The organism is Bartonella sp. OC16QHHD (assembly GCF_042194035.1).
GTDB lineage: Bacteria > Pseudomonadota > Alphaproteobacteria > Rhizobiales > Rhizobiaceae > Bartonella.
Window position 1 is genome coordinate 1 of the sequence record NZ_JBHIMJ010000007.1, and the last position, 20810, is coordinate 20810.

The following is a 20810-nucleotide window of genomic DNA, read 5'->3' on the forward strand; positions in this document are numbered from 1 at the left end:
AATAGTTTCAGCGACCTCATAGGGGGCATCGGTTGTTTCTGCTAGCCAATCGCGTAAACTAGAGCGAAAACCATGCGGGCAGGCTTCAAGTTTATTGTCTCTCATATATTGAGCCATACACTTCTCAGCGAGGGGACCGCGACCTTTAGCAGAAAAAAAGAAATCATTACGAGAAAGCAATCGTGCTTGTTTTAAAATGTCTAATGCTTCAGTTGATAAAGGCACGCGAAANATCAATTTGATCTTTATGAATATGACGTAAAGGATTGGTACGAACACCTGTCAGAATAAGCAAACGCAAAGCCAGTTGTGTTATGGTTGATGCTTCACAGAGTGTTTTATAAAAAGCCGGAACCTCTCTCCAATCCATGGCTGGTCTATTAGTGACCTTATGGCGTTGTTTTCCTAAGAGAGCTTTTGCTTTTTCTACAGCTTGTAAATCAACATCTACACCTAATGCAGCCGCATGTTTGAGACAAAGATTAAGACGCATTAGTGCTGTTCGAGCAGTTCCAGCTTTTGTATGCCAAATAGGGGCAAGGGTATCGCGTATCTCTGTTTGCGTAATCTCTGAAACGGGCAGACAGCCTAATTTAGGGAGAATATGGAGGCGTAAATGTAAAAACCAATTACAAGACTCACCATCATTTTTTAATTCAGCTTTACGGCTTTCAAAAGCATCTAGAGCAATATCTTTTAAATAATGGAGATTGCGCATTGCCTCACGCTTTTGTTTGTTGCGTTCTTTAATAGGGTCACGCCCCTCACGTAAAACAGCCCGCCACCTAGTTGCCAATTCACGGGCTTGTTTTAAAGAAACATCTCGCAAGGCACCCAAGCCCATTTCGCGGCGCCGACCATGAATGGTATAACGATAAAGCCATTGAGCACCACCATCTTTACGTTTGTGAAGAAGCAAGCCGGCACCATCATTATATTTACCAGCTCCCAATGTTGCTACAGCCCTTGCATTAAGACGATTCATAAGAACCATTTTTACTCCTTTCTTGTACAATTTTTACCCACACATCAACCCCGCTTGTGACGTGCAAGCAAGTGATTTTGATTAATACAACATGGAACAGATTTTAAATGAGAGAATCTTACGTTATTCGAGACTCTCATTCAACATACAAAACAGTGAATTGTCATTATAAATCAATGCATTACACACTGGTTGCGCGACAAATAAATATGTTTCTTCTTGTGTTGGTTGGTTACCTATTTATTTAAGCCGGCAAGATCTGAACACCATTAGCTCAAACTTAGTAAGAGAGATCTTAAAGCATAACAAGCAGGGTCAACGCTTGTGTGGGTAGAAACATGGCTAGAAAAAAAACACAAGACGATATAGAGCTTACAGAAGCAGAAAAAGAAATGCTTCAAGAAATGATACTTACCTACCAAAGTGTGAAAATGATGTCTCGCTTTATGAAATGGATAGCGTTTTTTATCTTTTTGTTGATCCTTGATTTTGCACGCCTCATGGATGCGCTAGATAATGTCATTGCACATTTAAAGCAGTGGTTTTCAAAGAACTGAACAACTGTCATAAAAGAAAAAATTTCGTAAAATTCTTTATTACTATGAATTGGAGATCCAATTATAAACGCAGTTCAGAATGGGAACCAAGTCGTAAAAGCTCTAGTGTTTTGGCATCTGGCTTTCGATAGATCAAAACTAAATCTGGCTTGATATGACAGTCACGACAATTGCGCCATTGACCTGTTAGCGCATGATCTCTCCAATGCGCTTTTAGCGGTTCATTCTCCGCTAACGCTTTGACCACAAGCAGCAAATCCTTCTCTAGTGTATTAGCATACCTACCTTTGCTTTCACGTTTAAGGTCAGACCGGAATGAACGCGTATAGACAATATAGCAAGCTTAGGTTTTCTTTTCAGATTTACGCATTTCGGTTCTATCTTCGCGTATCATGGTCCTTAAGCTGTCTAATGATGTACGTTCGACGCATCCCATTTCGACATCCTCGATAGCTCGTAATGTTTCCGGATTTGGTTGAAAGATCCAAGCGGTAATGTACGATCTCTAGCAATGCGGGTCATAAACATGCGTACTGCATCCGATACAGTTAAACCCGTAGACTTAATAACTGCACTTGCAATTTCTTGAACTTGATCAGGTATGCGGGCTTGAATTTTTCCCATTGCTAAATCCCCTATTCAATTGTAGCACAATGTACTGCACGTTAAGTCTATGTCAAGAGTTTCAACAATAGCTTTTCACAAGAGAACTTAGCAAAATTCAAAAAATTATTAGAGAAAGTTAGCAGAATAAGATATGTTTTGTAGAAGAATATTGGAAAATCCTATTCCCTAACCTTTATTTATGAACCCCATACTTAAAAAACATATAAATCAATGTGATATATGAATAAAAAAGAGCATAATATCACTAAAAGAGTGTTATAGAAATGATGTATCATGACGATTCTACCACTCGATAGTGCTTCGATAAGAGAGGCAATAGCGCTTCTTGAACAAGGGAAGTTAGTAGCATTACCAACGGAAACTGTTTATGGATTAGCGGGCGATGCAACCAATGGGAGGGCAATTTCTTCTATTTATTCTACAAAGGGTCGTCCGCAAATTAATCCTCTTATTGCGCATGTCAGCGGCATCGAAATGGCGGAACGTTATGTTAAAATTGACTTTCTTTCACGCCAATTAATGGAGGAATTTTGGCCAGGTCCTTTGACATTGGTTTTGCCTTTAAAGGAACAGCATAATATCCATCCTTTAACAACCTCTGGTTTGAATACCTTGGCTGTTCGTTTTCCAGACAGTCGTTTTGCGGAAGTGGTACAACATTTTGGCCGCCCACTTGCTGCTCCTAGTGCGAATCAATCGGGGCGTCTTAGCCCTACTTCAGCTGAGGCTGTTTTTGCATCTTTGGGGGAATCTGTTCCTTTGATATTGGACGGAGGACCTGCTAAAATAGGGCTGGAATCAACGATTATTAAAATTTGTGGTGAAAATATTTATCTTTTGCGTCCAGGGGGGCTTGCGGCTGATGAAATTGAAGAAGTTGTGGGGAAGCCTTTAAAACGGATAGATCAAAGGGCGGCGATTGAAGCTCCTGGGATGTTAAAGTCGCATTATGCTCCCAATGCCACGGTTCGTTTGAATGTAGAAAAGGTGGAAAATGGTGAAGCACTTTTAGCATTTGGTTCAAAGCGTGTTATGGGGGCTGAAAATGCCGTTTCTATTTTAAACCTTAGCGAAGATGGAAAGTTAGAAGAGGCAGCCTCTCATTTATTTCAATATATGAAGGAATTAGATTCATTTAAAGTGAGATGTATCGCAGTAGAACCTATTCCATTATACGGGTTAGGGGAGGCTATCAATGATCGTCTTATACGGGCTGCGGCTCCAAAGGAGAAATGAACATGGAGCAGGAATTAATTGAAGGGTTTAGGGAAATTGTTGGTGCTAAGCATGCTATAACAGATCAAGCGTTGATTGCACCATATTTGCTTGAAGAGCGTGGGCTTTTTCATGGAAAAACACCTTTACTTTTACGTCCATCTTCTTGCGCACAGGTCTCATTGATTATGCAGCTAGCGAGCAAAACACGCACACCGATTGTGCCACAGGGTGGAAATACAGGGCTTGTGGGGGGACAACAACCAGATGAAAGAGGAGGGAGCGTTCTTTTATCCATGGAACGATTAAATAAGATTAGAACTATAAATCTTGAGGGAAATTTTGTTGTTGTAGAGGCTGGTGTTATTTTACAGGATTTACAGAAAAAAGTGGATGAATCAGGTCGTTTTTTCCCTCTTTCTTTGGCATCTGAAGGTTCTTGTCAAGTAGGAGGAAATCTTTCGTCGAATGCTGGAGGGACAGCTGTTTTAGCCTATGGCAATATGCGTGATCTTTGTCTTGGTTTGGAAGTTGTTTTACCAGATGGCCGTATTTTAGATGATTTGCGTTTTGTTAAAAAAGACAATAGTGGTTACGATTTGAAAAATCTTTTTATTGGTGCAGAAGGCACATTGGGTGTTATAACCGCAGCCGTTTTGAAGATGTTTCCAAAAATAAAAGGAAAAGCTGTTGCTTTGGTGGGATTATATAGTCCGGCGAAGGCTTTAGAGTTTTTATCTCTGGCTCAAGAATATGGAGGAGGGATGTTGACAGGTTTTGAGCTCATGGGAAATCTCAGTTTGCAAATGGCTTTAGATTATAAGATGTGTGAGAAGCCTCCTCTTCAGCGGGAGCATGAATGGTATGTATTAATGAACATTTCATCATTGCAAGGCGATGATGAGGCGTTATCAGTACTGAGTATTATTTTAGAAGAAGCTTTAAAGAGTGCGGTGATAGAAGATGCAATTGTTGCACAATCTTTAAAACAGCAAGATTTTTTTTGGCAGTTGCGTGAAAGTATATCCTATGCACAAAAGTTAGCAGGAGGGTCCATTAAGCATGATATTGCGGTTCCACTTGCTTCTATTCCTGATTTTATTGCTGAGGCAGCGCTTATTGTTGAAGATATTTCTCCAGGAGCACGGGTGATTTGTTTTGGACACATGGGCGATGGAAATTTACATTATAATATTACACAACCTGTAGGAGCTGATACAACGGTGTTCTTGCAGTTATGGTCAAAAATGAATCATCGCATTCATAGTTTAGTAATGGACTATAGAGGTGCATTTTCTGCTGAGCATGGAATTGGTCAGCTTAAGCGCGAAGAACTTCGTTCTTTTAAATCGCCTGTCGCATTGGATATTATGCAAGGGATTAAAAAAACGCTCGATCCTTTAGGGATAATGAATCCCGGAAAAGTATTATAATTCAAGAATAGTGATCATGTATTTTTGTTTAGATTTTAATAACCAAAAAAGAAACCAGTTGTTTTTTATTCAAACTTTTAATAATCCAATGAGAAAAAGCTGCTAAAGGGTGTATGTTATTTAAGATAAATTGGGATAATGTATATGGCTAATCAATGCTTTAATCAGGCAAAAGCGGTGCTTGAATTTCGGTTAGATCCGTGCCATTTGCCACAAACGACGACATATTTTTCATCCAAAACGGGTAATCAGGTTATTTGTTCGTTAAATGAGCGTGGTGTTTCTTTTAAAACGGATATGCCTTCAAGCTTATCGCATTTAATACCCCCTTATCATTTCCAAGGAATTGCAGCACGTACCGTAAAAACGCGTTCAGGAGAAAGAGCTGTTGCATTAGAATTACTTCATGCTGATGAGGAAGCTTGTATACCGCTTTTGGTTTCCAGAGATTTGAATAATGTTCTTCTGGATTGGCGATTATGGGCGGATACTTATGGCCTCCCCATGCTTATGATCAATGAAGATAATCGCATTCTGGTTGTAAAAGATCGTTCTGATTTACATCGTTTTTTTGGTACAACAGCACATTCTAAACAAAAGCGTTTCTTACTTCGTTATAGCAATCCGTTAGGCTTGCGTTTGGTGATTGCGAATCGAGTTGCACTCCAGTAATATTAATATGCATTCATTTTTGTACTACCGTAAGCATTTATCTTGTTGTGCCGTAAAACATCGTTGTTTGGGCGGTAATATAAGGCATGTAAACTTCATACATGAAGTATTTTTAGAGGACATGGCGAATATTCTTAAATGTCGGTCTTTGTGTAAGTGAAGCATATGAGTGGGAACCAAGAGGAACCTGCTCAATGAGAATCCAGATGTTTCCAGATGGGATTTGGTGTGACTGTTGGTTCTTTAAGGCAAAGAGGAAGTCAATGATTGTAAATGAGAATTTTTTGACACCATATATTTGCAGCAGGAATCGGTTATGTTAAACGCTTTTCTCGGAGAGGTAAAAACGGTTTTCATAACAATAGAAACCGTTTTTTTGGCGGTGTAATTTTTGGTTTTTGCCACATCATTAAAACACCAGAAGATTGCTGGAAGTGTTTTTGATTTTTTTAATAAATCATTTCTCCATGTTGAATGAGAGCTTTGAATATTGCAAAATATTCTTATTTCATCTCTCTCCTATAACCAAAATCATTTTTTTGCACGTTATAAGAAGGATTAGAGTGTGGATAAAAATCATTAAAAAAGAGTAAACACTCTCTGATAAAGCGTTTAGATAGAAAGAGTTATCGTAATATTGAGAGTTGGAAAATACAATGATGGTATCGGTTTTTATCTTTATTCAAGAAAGATGGCAGAATGGGTTTATACTATTTGCAGGTAGTATCGTAAAATGGGAGTGACGAGCATGAGAGGTATTGTTTAAGAATTTGTACGTGAATAACATCAGTATCTTTTTTTTGGCATTTTATTTTTCGTAAAAGCGGAATTTCATTAAAAAACGCAATAAATAAAAGAAATGATAGTATATATGTTTTTCTTCAGGGTTTTATAAGAAAGAAAGTGTTTATAAAAGTGATGAGAAAATACGTTTAAAGTAAATACAACAGTAAAATGATCAGTTTATATGACAGTGTCATATTCAGAGAAACTTCCTATTTTATCATGAGTAGATATCCTATTTACAATATTTGATTGTTCAAACGAAAGCACACTCATTTTTTCAAAATTATAGTCAACGTAAAACAGTAAGAAAATTTGTGTATCATGCTCTTATATAAAATAATCAAATCGTAAAAAAGAATATTCAAATAATTTAGTTTTCTCGTGCAATGGCTCTCCATCCGATATCACGACGAACAAAACCTTCTGGCCAATCAATACAATCAACAGCTTCATAAGCACGTTTTTGTGCGTGCGTAATCGTTTTTCCTGTTGCTGTTATATTGAGAACACGTCCACCATTTGCAATGAGTTCTCCATCACGCAATACTGTACCAGCTTGAAAAACTTTCACATCGGGAAGAGTTTTTACTTTATCAACGTTACGGATAACAGTACCTTTTTGGGGAGAGTCTGGATAACCATTAGCAGCCATAACAACGGTGAGAGCAGTTTTTTCAGACCATCGAAGAGGCTTATTTTCAAGTTTTCCTTGAGCTGCAGCAAGAAAAATTGGCAAAATGTCATCTTTGAGGCGCATCATTAAAACTTGACATTCAGGATCACCGAATCGTACGTTAAATTCAATTAATTCGGGTCCTTTTTGTGTTATCATTAATCCGACGAAGAGAATACCTTTAAAGGGGGCGCCCATTTCTTTCATGCTTTTTAAAGCTGGTTCAACAATTTCTTTGAGGGTACGATTCACTATTTCTTGGGTCATGATGGGCGCTGGTGAATAAGCACCCATACCACCGGTGTTTGCTCCAATATCCCCATCACCTACACGTTTATGATCTTGGGCAGATCCAAAAGGAAGAGCAACTTTACCATCACAAAGGCAGAAGAAGCTTGCTTCTTCACCTTCAAGAAAAGATTCTACAACAATTTTGTTTCCTGCATCTCCAAATGCACTTTTGAAGCAGGCATCGACTGCGTTAAATGCTTCTTCCATAGTTGTTGCAACCACGACACCTTTGCCAGCTGCTAAGCCATCAGCTTTAATAACAATGGGAACACCTTGTTGATGAATGTAAGCTTTAGCTTTAGAAGCATCATTAAAGCATTGGTAGCTTCCTGTAGGAATGTTATTCTTCCGACATAAATTTTTTGTAAAGGCTTTTGAACCTTCTAGTTGAGCAGCTTTTTGAGTAGGACCAAATACACAGATGTTAGCGCTATTAAGAGAGTCTGTTATACCCGCCACCAAGGGTGCTTCTGGTCCTACAATTACAAGATCAATAGAATGTGCCTTACAAAAATCAATAACAAGGGGATGGTCATCAATGTTCAAATTAATATTTTCACCAAATTCTGTTGTTGCAGGATTTCCAGGAGCACAATATAACTTTGTTAGCAGTGGTGATGCTGCTATTTTCCATGCTAAAGCATGTTCTCGTCCACCTGAGCCAATAAGAAGAATATTCATTGCTTGCTCCTCTCATAAAAGATGATTAATCTCATCCTCTTCTCATAAGAATGAAATGTCTCTATCGCAAGACCAAAGGTAAATCATTTGATGAAAAAAAATAAAAATATCGCGCATGTTCAGTCCTATGATAGCCAAGGACGGGTTATGGATGCATCTTCCAAACAATGGGTCTACAGCTTTCTTCCCCGTTCTTTATGGTTTTATGCGCAATTGGCGCGTTGGGATCGACCTATCGGTTGGCAATTGTTGATGTGGCCTTGTTTTTGGTCAACAACAATGGCTTTTTTCTCTTATAACATGCATTACGATACTCTTTTATCAATGTTTCTTCATTGGGTTTGGTATCTTTTTCTTTTTTTTCTGGGATCTATTGCTATGCGAGGGGCAGGATGTACTTGGAATGATCTTATTGACCATAAAATTGATGCTCAGGTAGAAAGGACACGTTCTCGCCCATTGCCGACAGGTCATGTGAGTCGGTTTCAAGCGAGAGTTTTTATCCTTGTGCAATGTTTTGTTGGTTTAGTCGTTTTATCACAATTTAATAGATTTAGTTTTTTTCTAGGTATTTCGTCATTGATAGCTGTTGCATTTTATCCTTTTATGAAACGCGTAACATATTGGCCGCAGTTTTTTTTAGGCGTTGCATTTAATTGGGGGGCATTAATGGGGTGGGCTGTTGTCTTTGGAAGTTTAAGCTGGGCACCAATCTTGCTTTATGTGGGATCAATTTTGTGGACCATAGGATACGACACAATCTACGCACATCAAGATAAAGAAGATGACGTTACTGTTGGTGTCCGTTCTACGGCTCTTCTTTTTGGTAAAGCAACCAAGCGTGCTTTAGTATTTTTGTATGGTGGTTTTGTGATGTTCGTTAGTCTAGCATTTTATTTAGCTGGAGTCCCTGTTCTTAGTTTTTTGGGGATTTTTGTGGCAAGTATCCATATGTTTATTCAAATTAAAGTCATTGATATAGATGATAGTTCACAATGCCTCAGGCTTTTCAAATCTAATTCGCTTATTGGTTTTGTGATTTTTTCTGGTTTAGTATGTGGGGGTATATGGATGATATTTTATCCTGCGGTCTAAAAATAAGTTAGCTAAAATCATAGTTTCTACTGAATACAGTATGTTTTTTTTAATAAGCTTGTTGCTAATCTATTTTTAAGCAATACAGTAGAAAATATCACCAATTAACCTTTACAGTGAAAATAAAATTCTTCTATTTAAATAGAATAAATCATCTTCTTTTAGAATTTTTCGAATAAAAAATATTTGTTTAATTGTTGCGAAGAAAAAATCTTCATAACGATGAAGTTTGAAGGATTAGGGATAAAGTTTTTGTCTTTTCCAATCGCTGTGTTCAACACAATCCCGTGTAAAAAGCAAACGATCATGTAAACGAAATGGGCGATCGCACCAGAACTCTATAGAAAGGGGTTTAACACGAAACCCAGACCAATAAGGTGGTCGTGGAATATTGCCTAGAGCATAACGCGCAGTATATTGAGCAATTGCTTTTTCGAGCACAAAACGATTGTCTAAAGGTTGAGATTGTTTAGAGGCCCATGCACCAATTCGACTACCACGTGGTCGCGATTGGAAATAGGCATCGGCTTCCTGTTGACTTACTTTTTCAACGATTCCTCTAATTCTGACTTGACGACGGAGTGATTTCCAATGAAAACCTAAGGATGCTTTCATTGATTTTAAAATTTCTTGTCCTTTACAGCTTTCATAATTGGTATAGAAGACGAATCCTTGGGGACTGTAGTCTTTGAGGAGAACCATACGAACATTAGGGAGTCCTGTTTCGTCAACTGTTGCTAATGCCATAGCATTCGGATCATTTATTTCACTTATCGTTGCCTCTTCAAGCCACTTTGCGAAAAGTTCAAAAGGTTTTTGCATTTTCATAAAATGATCATCTGTTGGTATTTTTGTGCTCATAGTTTCTCCAAATATCAGTGAGCATGGGTGAGGCATTTCTCATTTACTTTATCATCAAGAAGTTACAGTACTATTTTTTCTTATTTTCAAAAAGCCAATGATATCATGTATTTTTATGGTAGTTTAATTATTTTTACTTTAGCATAGACTACAAGGAGCTATATTAAATAAATGTCTCATTTTATCTGGTATTTTAGTTTATTGATAGACATATAAAGAGAAAAGAAGAAATTATTCTTTAGAATAGACTGATGAAGCTATAAGGGATATTGAACAACGTATCAGTTGATATTTTGAAAACGAAGAAATTGAAAAGAGGGCAATATGCGTGATCCCTACACGATTCTGGGTGTGGCACGTACCGCAAAATCGCAAGAGATTAAATCGGCATTTAGAAGATTAGCGAAGAAATATCATCCAGACCATAATAAAGATGATACAAAGGCTAAAGAGAAATTTGCTGAAATTAATCAAGCCTATGAAATTATAGGTGATAAAGATAAAAAAGCACAATTTGACCGCGGTGAAATTGATATGGAAGGAAAACCGCTTTATCAAGCCTATGGTGCTGGTGAAAATTTTAACAATAAACAAAATCCCTTTTCAGGAAGAGCAAAGGGATTTGATTTTTCCTCTTCAGGTGGTGCAAGTTTTGATGCGAGTGATATTTTTCGGGATCTGTTTGGAGGAGGTGGTAGCTTTTCGAATTCCACACACTATAACCGTCCCCAACAAGGAGCTCATGTTCGTGCTAATCTTGCCATAACATTAGAGCAGATGGTTGGCGCAGAAAAGGTGGAGGCTGTTTTTCCAAATGGAAAAAAGTTAAAAATTAAACTTCCAGATTATATTGAAGACGGACAGACTATTCGTTTAAAAGGTCAGGGAGAAGAGGTACCTCACGGGCAAGCAGGAGATGCGTTGATAACCATTCAGATTCAAAAACATCCTCGTTTTCGGGTTGAAGGAAGAGCACTCCATCTTGATTTACCAGTTTCTCTTAAACATGCTGTTTTGGGAGCAAAAGAAGAAGTTGAGACGTTGGAGGGGCGTGTGGTTTTAACGATTCCTGCGTGGTCAAGTTCTGATCGCGTTTTACGGTTGAAAGGGAAAGGGCTTCGTTTAAAAAATGGTACAAGAGATGATCTTTATGTGCATGTTCGCATTATGTTGCCGGGAGATGAAAATGCCGCCGCACTAGAACAGTTTTTGCAAATGCAACAAGATTAATTTTAAAAATTTTATATATAAAAGCGTAGTTTTTGTTTGATTTTAAACCAATTGCTTGAAGAAAAAGTTGACCTGTGTCATAGGCAGGTGAATAATACTAATTTTAAGTAACAATGGGGCAGTGCTGATGGCTAAGGGTAATGGTTTATTGTACGGTAAGCGTGGTTTAATTTTGGGGTTGGCCAATAATCGCTCCATCGCTTGGGGAATCGCTAAAGCGGCAAGTAGCGCAGGGGCAGAGCTTGCTTTTACCTATCAGGGTGAAGCAATGAAAAAGCGTGTCGAGCCTTTGGCTGAAGAATTAAAGGGATTTGTTTGTGGACATTGTGATGTTTCTGACAGTGTCTCTATTGATACGGTCTTTAGAGAAATAGAGAAGAAATGGGGAAAGCTTGATTTTTTAGTTCATGCTATTGGTTTTTCTGATAAAGATGAATTAAGTGGTCGTTATATTGATATCAGCGAATCAAATTTTATGATGACGATGAATATTTCCGTTTATTCCCTAACAGCTCTAACGAAGCGTGCAGAAAAATTGATGCCAGATGGTGGTTCAATCTTGACACTAACCTATTATGGTGCAGAAAAGGTTGTTCCCAATTATAATGTAATGGGCGTTGCCAAAGCCGCTCTTGAAGCGAGCGTGAAATATTTAGCGGTAGATTTAGGTCCCCAAAATATTCGTGTTAATGCTATATCTGCTGGACCAATTAAAACGTTAGCGGCTTCTGGTATTGGTGATTTTCGTTATATTTTAAAATGGAATGAATATAATGCTCCATTACGTCGTACGGTAACAATTGAAGAGGTTGGTGATTCTGCGCTTTATTTTCTTTCAGATTTGTCTCGTTCTGTTACCGGTGAAGTCCATCATGTCGATTCGGGTTATAATATCATAGGTATGAAAGCAGTTGATGCCCCAGACATTTCTGTCGTTAAAGAATAAAGTTTGGTTTATAAGATTTTATTAGACAGCAGTAATTTGACCAAATTTAAGGTGTCCAAGAGTATTTGGGAGAAAAGAGTTGTCTTGTGTATAGCACACAACATACGTTATCGTTGTATATATTTGACAGAGAAATGGATCTTTTTTCATGTCGCATAATACATTTGGTCATTTGTTTCGTGTAACAACATGGGGTGAAAGTCATGGTGCTGCTCTTGGTTGTGTCATTGATGGTTGTCCACCTGGAATTATTTTTACTCTTGCAGAAGTTCAAGCTTATCTTGATAAACGCAAGCCAGGACAATCAAAATATACAACGCAGCGCCGAGAACCAGATGAAGTAGAGGTCCTTTCAGGAGTTGTTGTTCAAGACGATGGAACGACATTGGTGACAACAGGTACACCAATTTCTCTGTTGATTCGAAACACAGATCAACGCTCTCAAGATTATGGAGCAATTGCTCATCAGTATCGTCCAGGACATGCGGATTATACTTATGATATTAAATATGGCATTCGTGATTTTCGAGGCGGGGGACGTGCTTCGGCACGGGAGACGGCAGCACGTGTTGCAGCAGGTGCATTTGCTCGTAAAATCGTTCCTGGTTTGATTGTACGAGGAGCAGTGATAGCAATTGGTCCTCATAATATTAATCGTGATCGTTGGGATTGGTCAGAGGTTGATAATAATCCTTTTTTTACAGCTGATGCAGAGATGGTTCACATTTTTAGTGACTATATCAGTAAACTCCGTAAAGAGGGGACATCTGTTGGTGCGGTTGTTGAGATCGTTGCAGAAAATGTTCCGGCAGGTTTAGGAGCCCCTATTTACGCAAAGCTTGATCAAGATATTGCCTCGTTACTTATGTCGATTAATGCGGTAAAAGGTGTGGAAATTGGTGATGGTTTTGCGGCAGCCCGCTTGAGGGGAGAAGAAAATGCCGATGAAATGCGAATGGGAAATGATGGAAAACCGCTTTTTTTATCCAATCATGCTGGTGGTATTTTAGGGGGAATATCGAGTGGACAGCCAATTGTTGCACGTTTTGCTGTAAAGCCTACTTCATCAATTTTAACACCTCGTCGTTCCATTGATGTTGATGGTCATGATATAGACGTTATAACAAAGGGACGTCATGATCCATGTGTTGGGATTCGTGCCGTTCCTGTTGGTGAGGCGATGGTTGCTTGTGCTATTGCTGACCATTATCTAAGACATCGCGGTCAAGTTGGGTGATTGAAAAGGTGAACAATGGCGTATGATGAAAAAAAAATTGTTTCTGCACTTAAAGCTTTTGAACGCGGTGAAATTGTTGTGGTGACAGATGATGATGACCGTGAAAATGAGGGTGATTTAACTGTTGCTGCAGCGCATTGTACAGAAGAAAAGATGGCGTTTATTCTTCGTCACACAACAGGTATTGTGTGCACACCTATGCCAAAAAAAGAAGCAAAACGGTTTAATCTTTCTCCTATGGTACCAGATAATAACTCTGCACATGGGACGCAATTTACGGTTACTGTTGATTTTAAACACGGCATAACAACAGGAATTTCAGCGCATGACCGTACATTAGCTGTACGTAATCTTGCGAATTCAAATGCAAGTGCGGATGATTTTGTTCGTCCAGGGCATGTTTTTCCTTTAATTGCGCATGAAGGGGGGGTGCTCATGCGTTCAGGTCACACGGAGGCCGCTGTTGATTTATGTAAATTATCTAATTTGCCGCCGGTTGGTGTTATCGGTGAATTAGTCAATGATGATGGAAGCGTTAAACATGGCGATCAGATTATGAAATTTGCGCAAGAACATCGGTTGCATATTATAACGGTTGCAGATTTAATTTCTTACCGCCAACGTAAGGAAATATTGATCAAGCATGTTGGAGAAATGCTTATTGAAACATCTGTAGGTCCCGCTATTGTTCAAAGTTATCAACTCCCTTGGGAAGTCGTTCAGCATATTGCAATTGTTTTTGGTGATGTCCGTGAGGGTGAGAATATTCCTGTGCATTTACATCATGAAAACATTATAAGTGACGTTTTTTGTCAAACTTCAGATATTATGGTGATGATGCGGCGTATGATGGAAAAAGAAAAACGTGGCGTATTTATTTATTTGCGTGAAGGATCTGTTATACAATCAACTGTTGGTATTCAAAACATGACAAGAAACAGTTCAGAAAACCATGTGCAGGCGATTGAACGCGAAGAAGAATGGCGCAAAATTGGTTTAGGATCACAAATTTTAAAATATTTAGGAATAGGCTCTGTTATTGTTTATGCTTCTAAAGAGCATCATTATGTAGGTTTGGAAGGTTTTGGAGTTCGTATATCCAGAACAGATATTTTTTGAGGTTCATATGAAAAAAGAGATACAAGAGGGGGATATTACGACCTTAAGCTTTGAGCAAGCGCTTAAGCAACTTGAAGTTATTGTCGAAAATTTGGAACGTGGCGATGTGCCTTTGGAACAATCCATTGATATTTATGAACGCGGTGAAGCGCTTAAAAAGCATTGTGAAAAACTCTTAAGAGTTGCTGAAGCTAAAGTTGAAAAAATCCAGCTTTCAGAAGAAGGTTCTCCAGAAGGAGTGGAACCACTTGATGCTAAATAATTTAAATCTTTTTGGATATTTATTGTGGGACTTAAGAGAAGCAATAACCTTAGTTTATAAATAGAAAGTTTTATTGATTTCTTTTTTATAAAATAAGTTAAAAATGAGGAAATTATAGCTCATCTCAAATAGAAAAGAGCATTTTTCAGTAAAAAAGATGCAAAACTGTAAATAAAAGAGTAGAGAAGATATATTTTTATCATTGTGTTTTCTTGAGTTAAGATAATAGAAAGGATTTTTTTTGTCTCAGGTCTTAACACCATTGCTTGACCGTGTTTGTTTTCCGCAAGATTTGCGGGCATTGCCTGAGTCTGATTTGGTACAGTTGGCTGATGAGTTGCGGACCGCAACAATTGATGCGGTTTCTGTAACAGGTGGTCATCTTGGGGCGGGACTTGGTGTTGTTGAGCTCACTGTTGCATTACATTATATTTTTAATACACCAGAGGATAGGATTATTTGGGATGTTGGTCATCAAACCTATCCACACAAGATTTTAACGGGGCGTAGAGAAAAAATTTGCACATTACGTCAAGAGGGCGGATTATCTGGTTTTACAAAACGTTCAGAAAGTGTGTATGATCCATTTGGAGCGGGGCATTCGTCTACTTCTATTTCAGCGGGGCTTGGTATGGCGGTGGCAAGTGCTTTGAAAGCAGAGACAAGACGCAATATCATAACTGTCATTGGTGATGGTGCAATGTCAGCGGGCATGGCTTATGAAGCAATGAACAACGCTGGTGCTTTGAATGCACGCTTGATTGTTGTTCTTAATGATAACGATATGTCTATAGCACCACCTACAGGTGCTATGAGTGCACATCTTGCACGATTAGTGTCTCGTCCTTCTTATCGTCATTTGCGTGAACGCGTAAAGATGTTGAGCGAAAAATTGCCAAAGTTTTTTTTGGATAAAGCCCGTCGTTCAGAGGAATTTGCGCGTGGACTTTTGGTTGGGGGAACTTTATTTGATGAGCTTGGCTTTTATTATGTTGGCCCCATAGATGGGCACAATTTGGGGCATTTATTGCCTGTTTTTAAAAATGTTCGTGAATATCCTAATGGTCCTGTTTTGGTGCATGTTGTAACCCATAAGGGAAAGGGATATCCACCTGCAGAGGCCTCGTCTGATAAATATCATGGTGTTAATCGTTTTGATGTCACGACAGGAAAACAGGTAAAAGCATCAAGTAATATTCTACCCTATACCAAGGTATTTTCTAAAGCTTTAATAGAAGAAGCTCGCCATGATGATAAGATTGTTGGCATAACAGCAGCGATGCCAACAGGGACAGGTCTTGATTCTTTTGCGAAAAAATTTCCTGAAAAAATGTTTGATGTTGGTATCGCTGAGCAACATGCCGTAACTTTTGCGGCAGGACTTGCTTGTGAAGGGTATAAGCCTTTTGTTGCAATTTATTCTACTTTTTTACAGCGTGCTTATGATCAAATTGTTCATGATGTATCAATTCAAAAATTACCGGTACGTTTTGCTATTGACCGAGCAGGTTTTGTGGGGGCAGATGGTGCAACACATGCTGGAAGTTTTGATATTGTTTTTTTGGCCACTCTTCCTGACTTTGTTGTTATGGCACCTTCTGATGAGCTTGAACTGATGCATATGGTGCGTACAGCTGCAGCTTATGATCAGGGACCAATTTCTTTTCGTTATCCGCGTGGTGAGGGGATTGGTATAGATTTACCGCAACGTGGTGAGTTATTAGAAATTGGAAAAGGGCGCGTTCTGCGTGAAGGAAATAGAATCGCTTTGGTTTGTTTTGGAACGCGGATGTCAGAAGTGTTGCAAGCTGCTGATGCGTTGGAGGCTGAAGGATTGTCTACAACGGTTGCAGATGCACGGTTTGCAAAACCTTTAGATAAGGATTTGATGCGTCGTTTGGCACGTGAGCATGAGGTATTGGTGACAATTGAAGAAGGGGCAATCGGTGGATTTGGAGCGCACATATTACAATTTTTAGCGCAAGAAGGGCTCTTAGAGCATGGTTTGAAAGTTCGTACACTAAAATTTCCTGATGAATATTTGAATCATGGTTCACCAGAAAAAGTTCTTTCACGTGTCGGACTTGACGCTATGGGTATTTTAAGCACGGTTTTTGCTGTTTTGGGACGCGAGATTCGAACAGAATAGAAAATTCGAGTATGAGATGGCTTCCAGAAAAAGACTCGATATTTTTTTAGTTGAAAAAAACTTTTTTACGACACGTTCACGCGCACGTGATGCAATTATGCGCCAAACTGTTAAAGTTAACGGAGAAATCGTTTTTAAAGCTGGGCAAATCGTTTTTGATGATGCAGAGATTGCCGTTTGTGATCCAGCACAGAATTATGTTTCTCGGGCAGCGTTAAAATTGATTGCTGCACTTGATGCATTTCCAATTATAACAGATAAAGTGACAGCCATTGATGTTGGTGCATCAACAGGTGGTTTTACGCAAGTTCTCTTAGAGCGTGGAGCAGATCATGTCATTGCCGTTGATGTTGGGCATCATCAATTTGATAAACGTTTATTGGGCAACAGTGCTATAACGTTATTAGAAGGCTTGAATGTCAGAGATTTTAAACAGGAACATTTAGGTGGGCGAGAAATTGATCTTATCGTTTCAGATGTTAGCTTTATTTCGCTCAAACTTGCATTGCCTCCCGTGTTGTCTTTAGCCAAGAAGGGAGCCCAAGCTGTTTTACTGGTAAAGCCTCAGTTTGAGGTTGGTCGTAAACACTTTAGTAAGGGAGGAATATTAAGTCCATCAAGTGCTAAAAAAACTGCTGAGGCGCTTTTTGTTTGGTTAAATACACAAACAGGGTGGAGTGCAAAAAGTTTAATTTCTTCCCCTATTACAGGTGGTGATGGCAACGTGGAATATTTACTATTCGGAGAAAAACAAGAGTGAATGACAATGTCATAATCGATCATATCGGAGCAAATGGTTATGGTACTGCTAAGACGTCTCACGGCTTCGTTTCTGTTCCTTTTACTTTACCAGGAGAGTGTGCTGAAATTACTGTTCATGGAAAATATGCAACATATATAGCATTAAAAGAAAAATCATTAGAACGCATTGATACTCTTTGTCAGCATTTTGGAGAATGTGGAGGGTGTACTCTTCAGCATTGGCATATGGATGCTTATCGCGTATGGAAACAACAATTGGTTGTTGATGCGCTTAAAAAGTATGGACTTAATAATGTTGTTGCGCCTTTAATAGAATGTAAACCTTATAGCCGACGGCGGATTACTCTAACAGCATCTATGACCCCACAGGGGCAAAAAGTTGGTTTTAACCGTTATCTCTCTCATGAGATTGTAGCTCTTGAGGAATGTCCAGTAAGCCGTCCAGAGCTTATTTCTCAGTTGCATAATATTAGAGAGCTCTGTGCTTTTCTAAGCAGCTCTGCCAAACGGTTTCATGTTACGATAACATGTGTTGAAAATGGTTTAGATGTTGCTTTAAGCGGTTGCATTATACACCATGAATCACTTCGTCAGAAAATGATCAGTGCTGCTCTTTCATATGGGATTATACGTTTATCTGTTGACGGTGAAGTTTTGGTTGAACGAGAAAAACCAGAGATTTACTTTGGAGATGTCCGTGTTGAATTTCCTTTTGGTGGTTTTCTGCAAGCAACTTGTGAAGCTGAAAATATAATGGGCAATATTATTTTGACTCATTTTAAAAAAGTAAAGAATGCTGTTGATTTGTTTTCAGGGGTAGGAACATTTACCTTGCGTATGGCAAAAAAGATGAATGTTCATGCAGTAGAAAATAATGAAGATGCATTAAGAAATCTAAATACAGCAGCACGTTTCGCGACTGGTTTAAAAACGTTCACTTGTGAAAAACGTGATCTTTTCCGACATCCCCTTTCTGTAAAGGAACTTGAATGTTTTGAGAGTGTTGTTTTTGATCCTCCCCGTGCTGGTGCAGAGCAACAAGTACGTGAATTAGCGAAGACAACAGTATCACGTGTTGTGGCAATTTCTTGTAATCCTACTACATTTGCTCGTGATTTATCTCTTCTTGTTGCAGGGGGGTATACAGTAGAAAAAATCATACCGATTGATCAATTTTTATGGTCACCACATGTCGAAATTGTTGCTGTTTTGAGCAAAAAGAAAAAAAAGAAAGGTTGGAAACTTTAGCCTAATTTTTTTTAATGCTATGAAGATTTTTTAAAAGTTGACCTGTGTATTATTATAAAATCTCTCCAAAATTTATCTATAATAATAATCTTTTTCTCGTTGAGTTAAGAGCACTGAATGTAGAAAGTGTTTTTTTCTTTTAAGCTTTTTTATTATGAAATATAAAAGACAAGTTACCCCACACAAAAAAACCACAAAAGACTAATGTATTACGAAGAAGATGTGTCTGAATAAGCCTGTGCCATCGTTATATTTGCCATCCCCTAATGTTTCTTAAAACTCTTGGTACTTGAGACGGCCCATAAGAGGAATCTTTAGTTCTTTCTTGTACAGTTTTTATCCATATAACTCTCCCCGCCTGTAACGTATAAACGAATGATTTTGATTGATCCAACAGACACAGATTTAAAATGAGAGAATCTTACGGTATTCAAGGTTCTAATAAAATATGAATAACGCTAGATTATCTTTATAAATCAATTCATTGTAACATCCCCCTCACAAAATGGTCGTAATAGACGAGAAGGAGGCAATACTGGGAAGGAATGAGCAAGCTTATTCCTCTATAAGCGCAGTTCCACCGATTGTCATATTATTGATTCGAAGATGAGGTTGACCAACACCAACAGGGACATTTTGCCCTGCTTTTCCGCACATGCCAATACCATTATCAAGTTTGCTATCATTGCCAATCATTGTAATACGTTTCATGGCATCTGGTCCATTACCGATAAGGGTTGCACCTTTAATAGGCGCTAAAATTTTACCATTTTCTACTCTGTAAGCTTCAGTACATTCAAAGACGAACTTTCCAGAAGTGATATCAACTTGTCCTCCGCCAAATGAAACAGCGTAGATACCGTTTTTGAATGATGATAGAATTTCTTCAGGTGTTTTATCGCCTCCTAGCATGATCGTATTAGTCATCCGCGGCATTGGTGCATGTGCATAGGATTCACGCCGTCCATTTCCAGTTGGATTAACCCCCATAAGTCGAGCATTTAGTCTGTCTTGCATAAAGCCAACGAGTTTTCCATCTTCAATAAGAACATTATATCCTGATGGGGTTCCTTCATCATCAACAGTAAGTGAACCACGGCATTCGGGAATTGTACCATCATCAACAACTGTAACACCTTTTGCGGCAACTTGTTGGCCAAGAAGTCCAGCAAAAGCAGAAGTTTTTTTGCGGTTAAAGTCACCTTCCAATCCATGACCTACGGCTTCATGAAGCATAACACCGGGCCATCCATTGGCTAAAACAACATCAAATGTTCCTGCTGGCGCTGCTTCTGCTTCTAAATTTGTTAAAGCCATACGTAAGGCTTCATCTGCAGCTTTTTTCCAATTGTCTTCATGAATAAATTGGTTAAATGCTTGTCTCCCTCCACATCCATAAAAACCATTTTCACGTCGATTGCCTTCAGCTGCGACCACAGATATAGAAAGTCGCACAAGGGGACGAATATCACGAACCAAATAACCATCTGCACGTAAAATTTCAACATGTTGTAGCGAGCCGGAAAGAGAAACAGTCACCTGATGCAATTTATCATTTTTAGCACGTAAATAGGCATCAATTTTTTGCAAAAGAGCACTTTTTTCTTCAAATGATGGAGAATCAAGGGGATTATGCGGTTGATAAAGTCTTTTGTTTGTTTGTTGAGGTGCTATGCTATAAGTCCCTGCATGATTATTATAGGTAACAGCTTTAGCAGCTTCACTGGCACGTTTGAGTGCAGCAGCTGATAACTCACTAGAGTGAGCATATCCAGTAGCCTCTCCAGCAACAACGCGTAGTCCAAATCCCATATCTTGATGAAATGAGCCGTTTTTAAGCTGTCCATTATCAAATAAAAGAGCTTCGCTTTCTGTATACTCAAGGTAAAGCTCACCATCATCAGCATGATGAAGTGTTTCCTGTATAAGTGATTGCACTTTAGAGGAAGCAATATCAAAATGATCAATCAGCGATTTCATA

General features: G+C 38.7%; 17 protein-coding genes and 2 pseudogenes. 13 read left to right on the top strand and 6 right to left on the bottom strand.

What is annotated here, in order from left to right; genetic code table 11:
• A pseudogene (locus ACFIK1_RS01000) lies at positions 1-994 on the bottom strand (tyrosine-type recombinase/integrase); the annotation flags it as partial.
• Positions 995-1323: 329 nt separating this feature from the next.
• Here ACFIK1_RS01000 and ACFIK1_RS01005 point away from each other — a divergent pair.
• Positions 1324-1542, top strand: a complete 219-nt coding sequence (locus ACFIK1_RS01005; protein WP_273787999.1) for a hypothetical protein — start codon at positions 1324-1326, stop codon at positions 1540-1542.
• Positions 1543-1603: 61 nt separating this feature from the next.
• On the opposite strand, the gene ACFIK1_RS01010 is transcribed toward ACFIK1_RS01005, so the two are convergent.
• Positions 1604-1876 (bottom strand): type II toxin-antitoxin system YafQ family toxin, encoded by a 273-nt coding sequence (locus ACFIK1_RS01010; RefSeq protein ID WP_375661897.1) that lies wholly within the window; start codon positions 1874-1876, stop codon positions 1604-1606.
• Positions 1877-1885: 9 nt separating this feature from the next.
• Positions 1886-2166 (bottom strand): annotated as a pseudogene (locus ACFIK1_RS01015) (type II toxin-antitoxin system RelB/DinJ family antitoxin).
• A 276-nt stretch (positions 2167-2442) separates the two neighbouring features.
• Here ACFIK1_RS01015 and ACFIK1_RS01020 point away from each other — a divergent pair.
• From ACFIK1_RS01020 to ACFIK1_RS01030, 3 genes are all read left to right on the top strand, one after another.
• Positions 2443-3405: an L-threonylcarbamoyladenylate synthase gene (locus tag ACFIK1_RS01020; protein WP_375620641.1), complete on the top strand. Its 963-nt coding sequence runs from the start codon at positions 2443-2445 to the stop codon at positions 3403-3405.
• 2 nt (positions 3406-3407) lie between these two features.
• Positions 3408-4817, top strand: coding sequence for an FAD-binding oxidoreductase (locus tag ACFIK1_RS01025; RefSeq protein WP_375661872.1), 1410 nt, complete (start codon positions 3408-3410; stop codon positions 4815-4817).
• A 144-nt stretch (positions 4818-4961) separates the two neighbouring features.
• Complete coding sequence (locus ACFIK1_RS01030; RefSeq protein ID WP_273787899.1) at positions 4962-5489, top strand: DUF6101 family protein; 528 nt, start codon at positions 4962-4964, stop codon at positions 5487-5489.
• A 1156-nt stretch (positions 5490-6645) separates the two neighbouring features.
• Here ACFIK1_RS01030 and purD read toward each other — a convergent pair.
• A complete protein-coding gene (purD, locus tag ACFIK1_RS01035; protein ID WP_375661873.1) occupies positions 6646-7920 on the bottom strand; it encodes a phosphoribosylamine--glycine ligase in 1275 nt (424 codons plus the stop codon).
• Between the two features lie 90 nt (positions 7921-8010).
• Here purD and ubiA point away from each other — a divergent pair, with 90 nt between their 5' ends.
• A complete protein-coding gene (ubiA, locus tag ACFIK1_RS01040; protein WP_375634211.1) occupies positions 8011-9015 on the top strand; it encodes a 4-hydroxybenzoate octaprenyltransferase in 1005 nt (334 codons plus the stop codon).
• A 237-nt stretch (positions 9016-9252) separates the two neighbouring features.
• Here the strand turns inward: ubiA and pdxH are convergent, their stop codons facing one another.
• Positions 9253-9876, bottom strand: coding sequence for a pyridoxamine 5'-phosphate oxidase (gene pdxH / locus ACFIK1_RS01045; RefSeq protein ID WP_375611119.1), 624 nt, complete (start codon positions 9874-9876; stop codon positions 9253-9255).
• Between the two features lie 324 nt (positions 9877-10200).
• Between pdxH and ACFIK1_RS01050 the strand changes: the two genes are divergently transcribed.
• The 8 genes from ACFIK1_RS01050 to ACFIK1_RS01085 all read left to right on the top strand — a co-directional run bounded on the left by ACFIK1_RS01050 (position 10201) and on the right by ACFIK1_RS01085 (position 18829).
• Positions 10201-11106 (top strand): DnaJ C-terminal domain-containing protein, encoded by a 906-nt coding sequence (locus ACFIK1_RS01050; RefSeq protein ID WP_375661874.1) that lies wholly within the window; start codon positions 10201-10203, stop codon positions 11104-11106.
• Positions 11107-11233: 127 nt separating this feature from the next.
• A complete protein-coding gene (gene fabI / locus ACFIK1_RS01055; protein WP_273787904.1) occupies positions 11234-12052 on the top strand; it encodes an enoyl-ACP reductase FabI in 819 nt (272 codons plus the stop codon).
• A gap of 148 nt (positions 12053-12200) precedes the next feature.
• Complete coding sequence (aroC, locus tag ACFIK1_RS01060) at positions 12201-13289, top strand: chorismate synthase (RefSeq protein ID WP_375634294.1); 1089 nt, start codon at positions 12201-12203, stop codon at positions 13287-13289.
• A gap of 15 nt (positions 13290-13304) precedes the next feature.
• A complete protein-coding gene (gene ribB, locus ACFIK1_RS01065) occupies positions 13305-14408 on the top strand; it encodes a 3,4-dihydroxy-2-butanone-4-phosphate synthase (RefSeq protein WP_375634292.1) in 1104 nt (367 codons plus the stop codon).
• 7 nt (positions 14409-14415) lie between these two features.
• Positions 14416-14670: an exodeoxyribonuclease VII small subunit gene (locus tag ACFIK1_RS01070; protein WP_375618413.1), complete on the top strand. Its 255-nt coding sequence runs from the start codon at positions 14416-14418 to the stop codon at positions 14668-14670.
• A gap of 241 nt (positions 14671-14911) precedes the next feature.
• Complete coding sequence (dxs, locus tag ACFIK1_RS01075; protein WP_375661875.1) at positions 14912-16819, top strand: 1-deoxy-D-xylulose-5-phosphate synthase; 1908 nt, start codon at positions 14912-14914, stop codon at positions 16817-16819.
• 16 nt (positions 16820-16835) lie between these two features.
• Entirely contained in the window at positions 16836-17579 is a 744-nt protein-coding gene (locus ACFIK1_RS01080; protein ID WP_375661876.1) for a TlyA family RNA methyltransferase, read from the top strand.
• Complete coding sequence (locus ACFIK1_RS01085; RefSeq protein WP_375661877.1) at positions 17576-18829, top strand: class I SAM-dependent RNA methyltransferase; 1254 nt, start codon at positions 17576-17578, stop codon at positions 18827-18829. The genes ACFIK1_RS01080 and ACFIK1_RS01085 overlap by 4 nt, the downstream gene beginning before the upstream one ends.
• A 555-nt stretch (positions 18830-19384) precedes the next feature.
• On the opposite strand, the gene tldD is transcribed toward ACFIK1_RS01085, so the two are convergent.
• Entirely contained in the window at positions 19385-20809 is a 1425-nt protein-coding gene (gene tldD / locus ACFIK1_RS01090; protein ID WP_375661878.1) for a metalloprotease TldD, read from the bottom strand.
• Between the last annotated feature and the right edge of the window lies 1 nt (position 20810).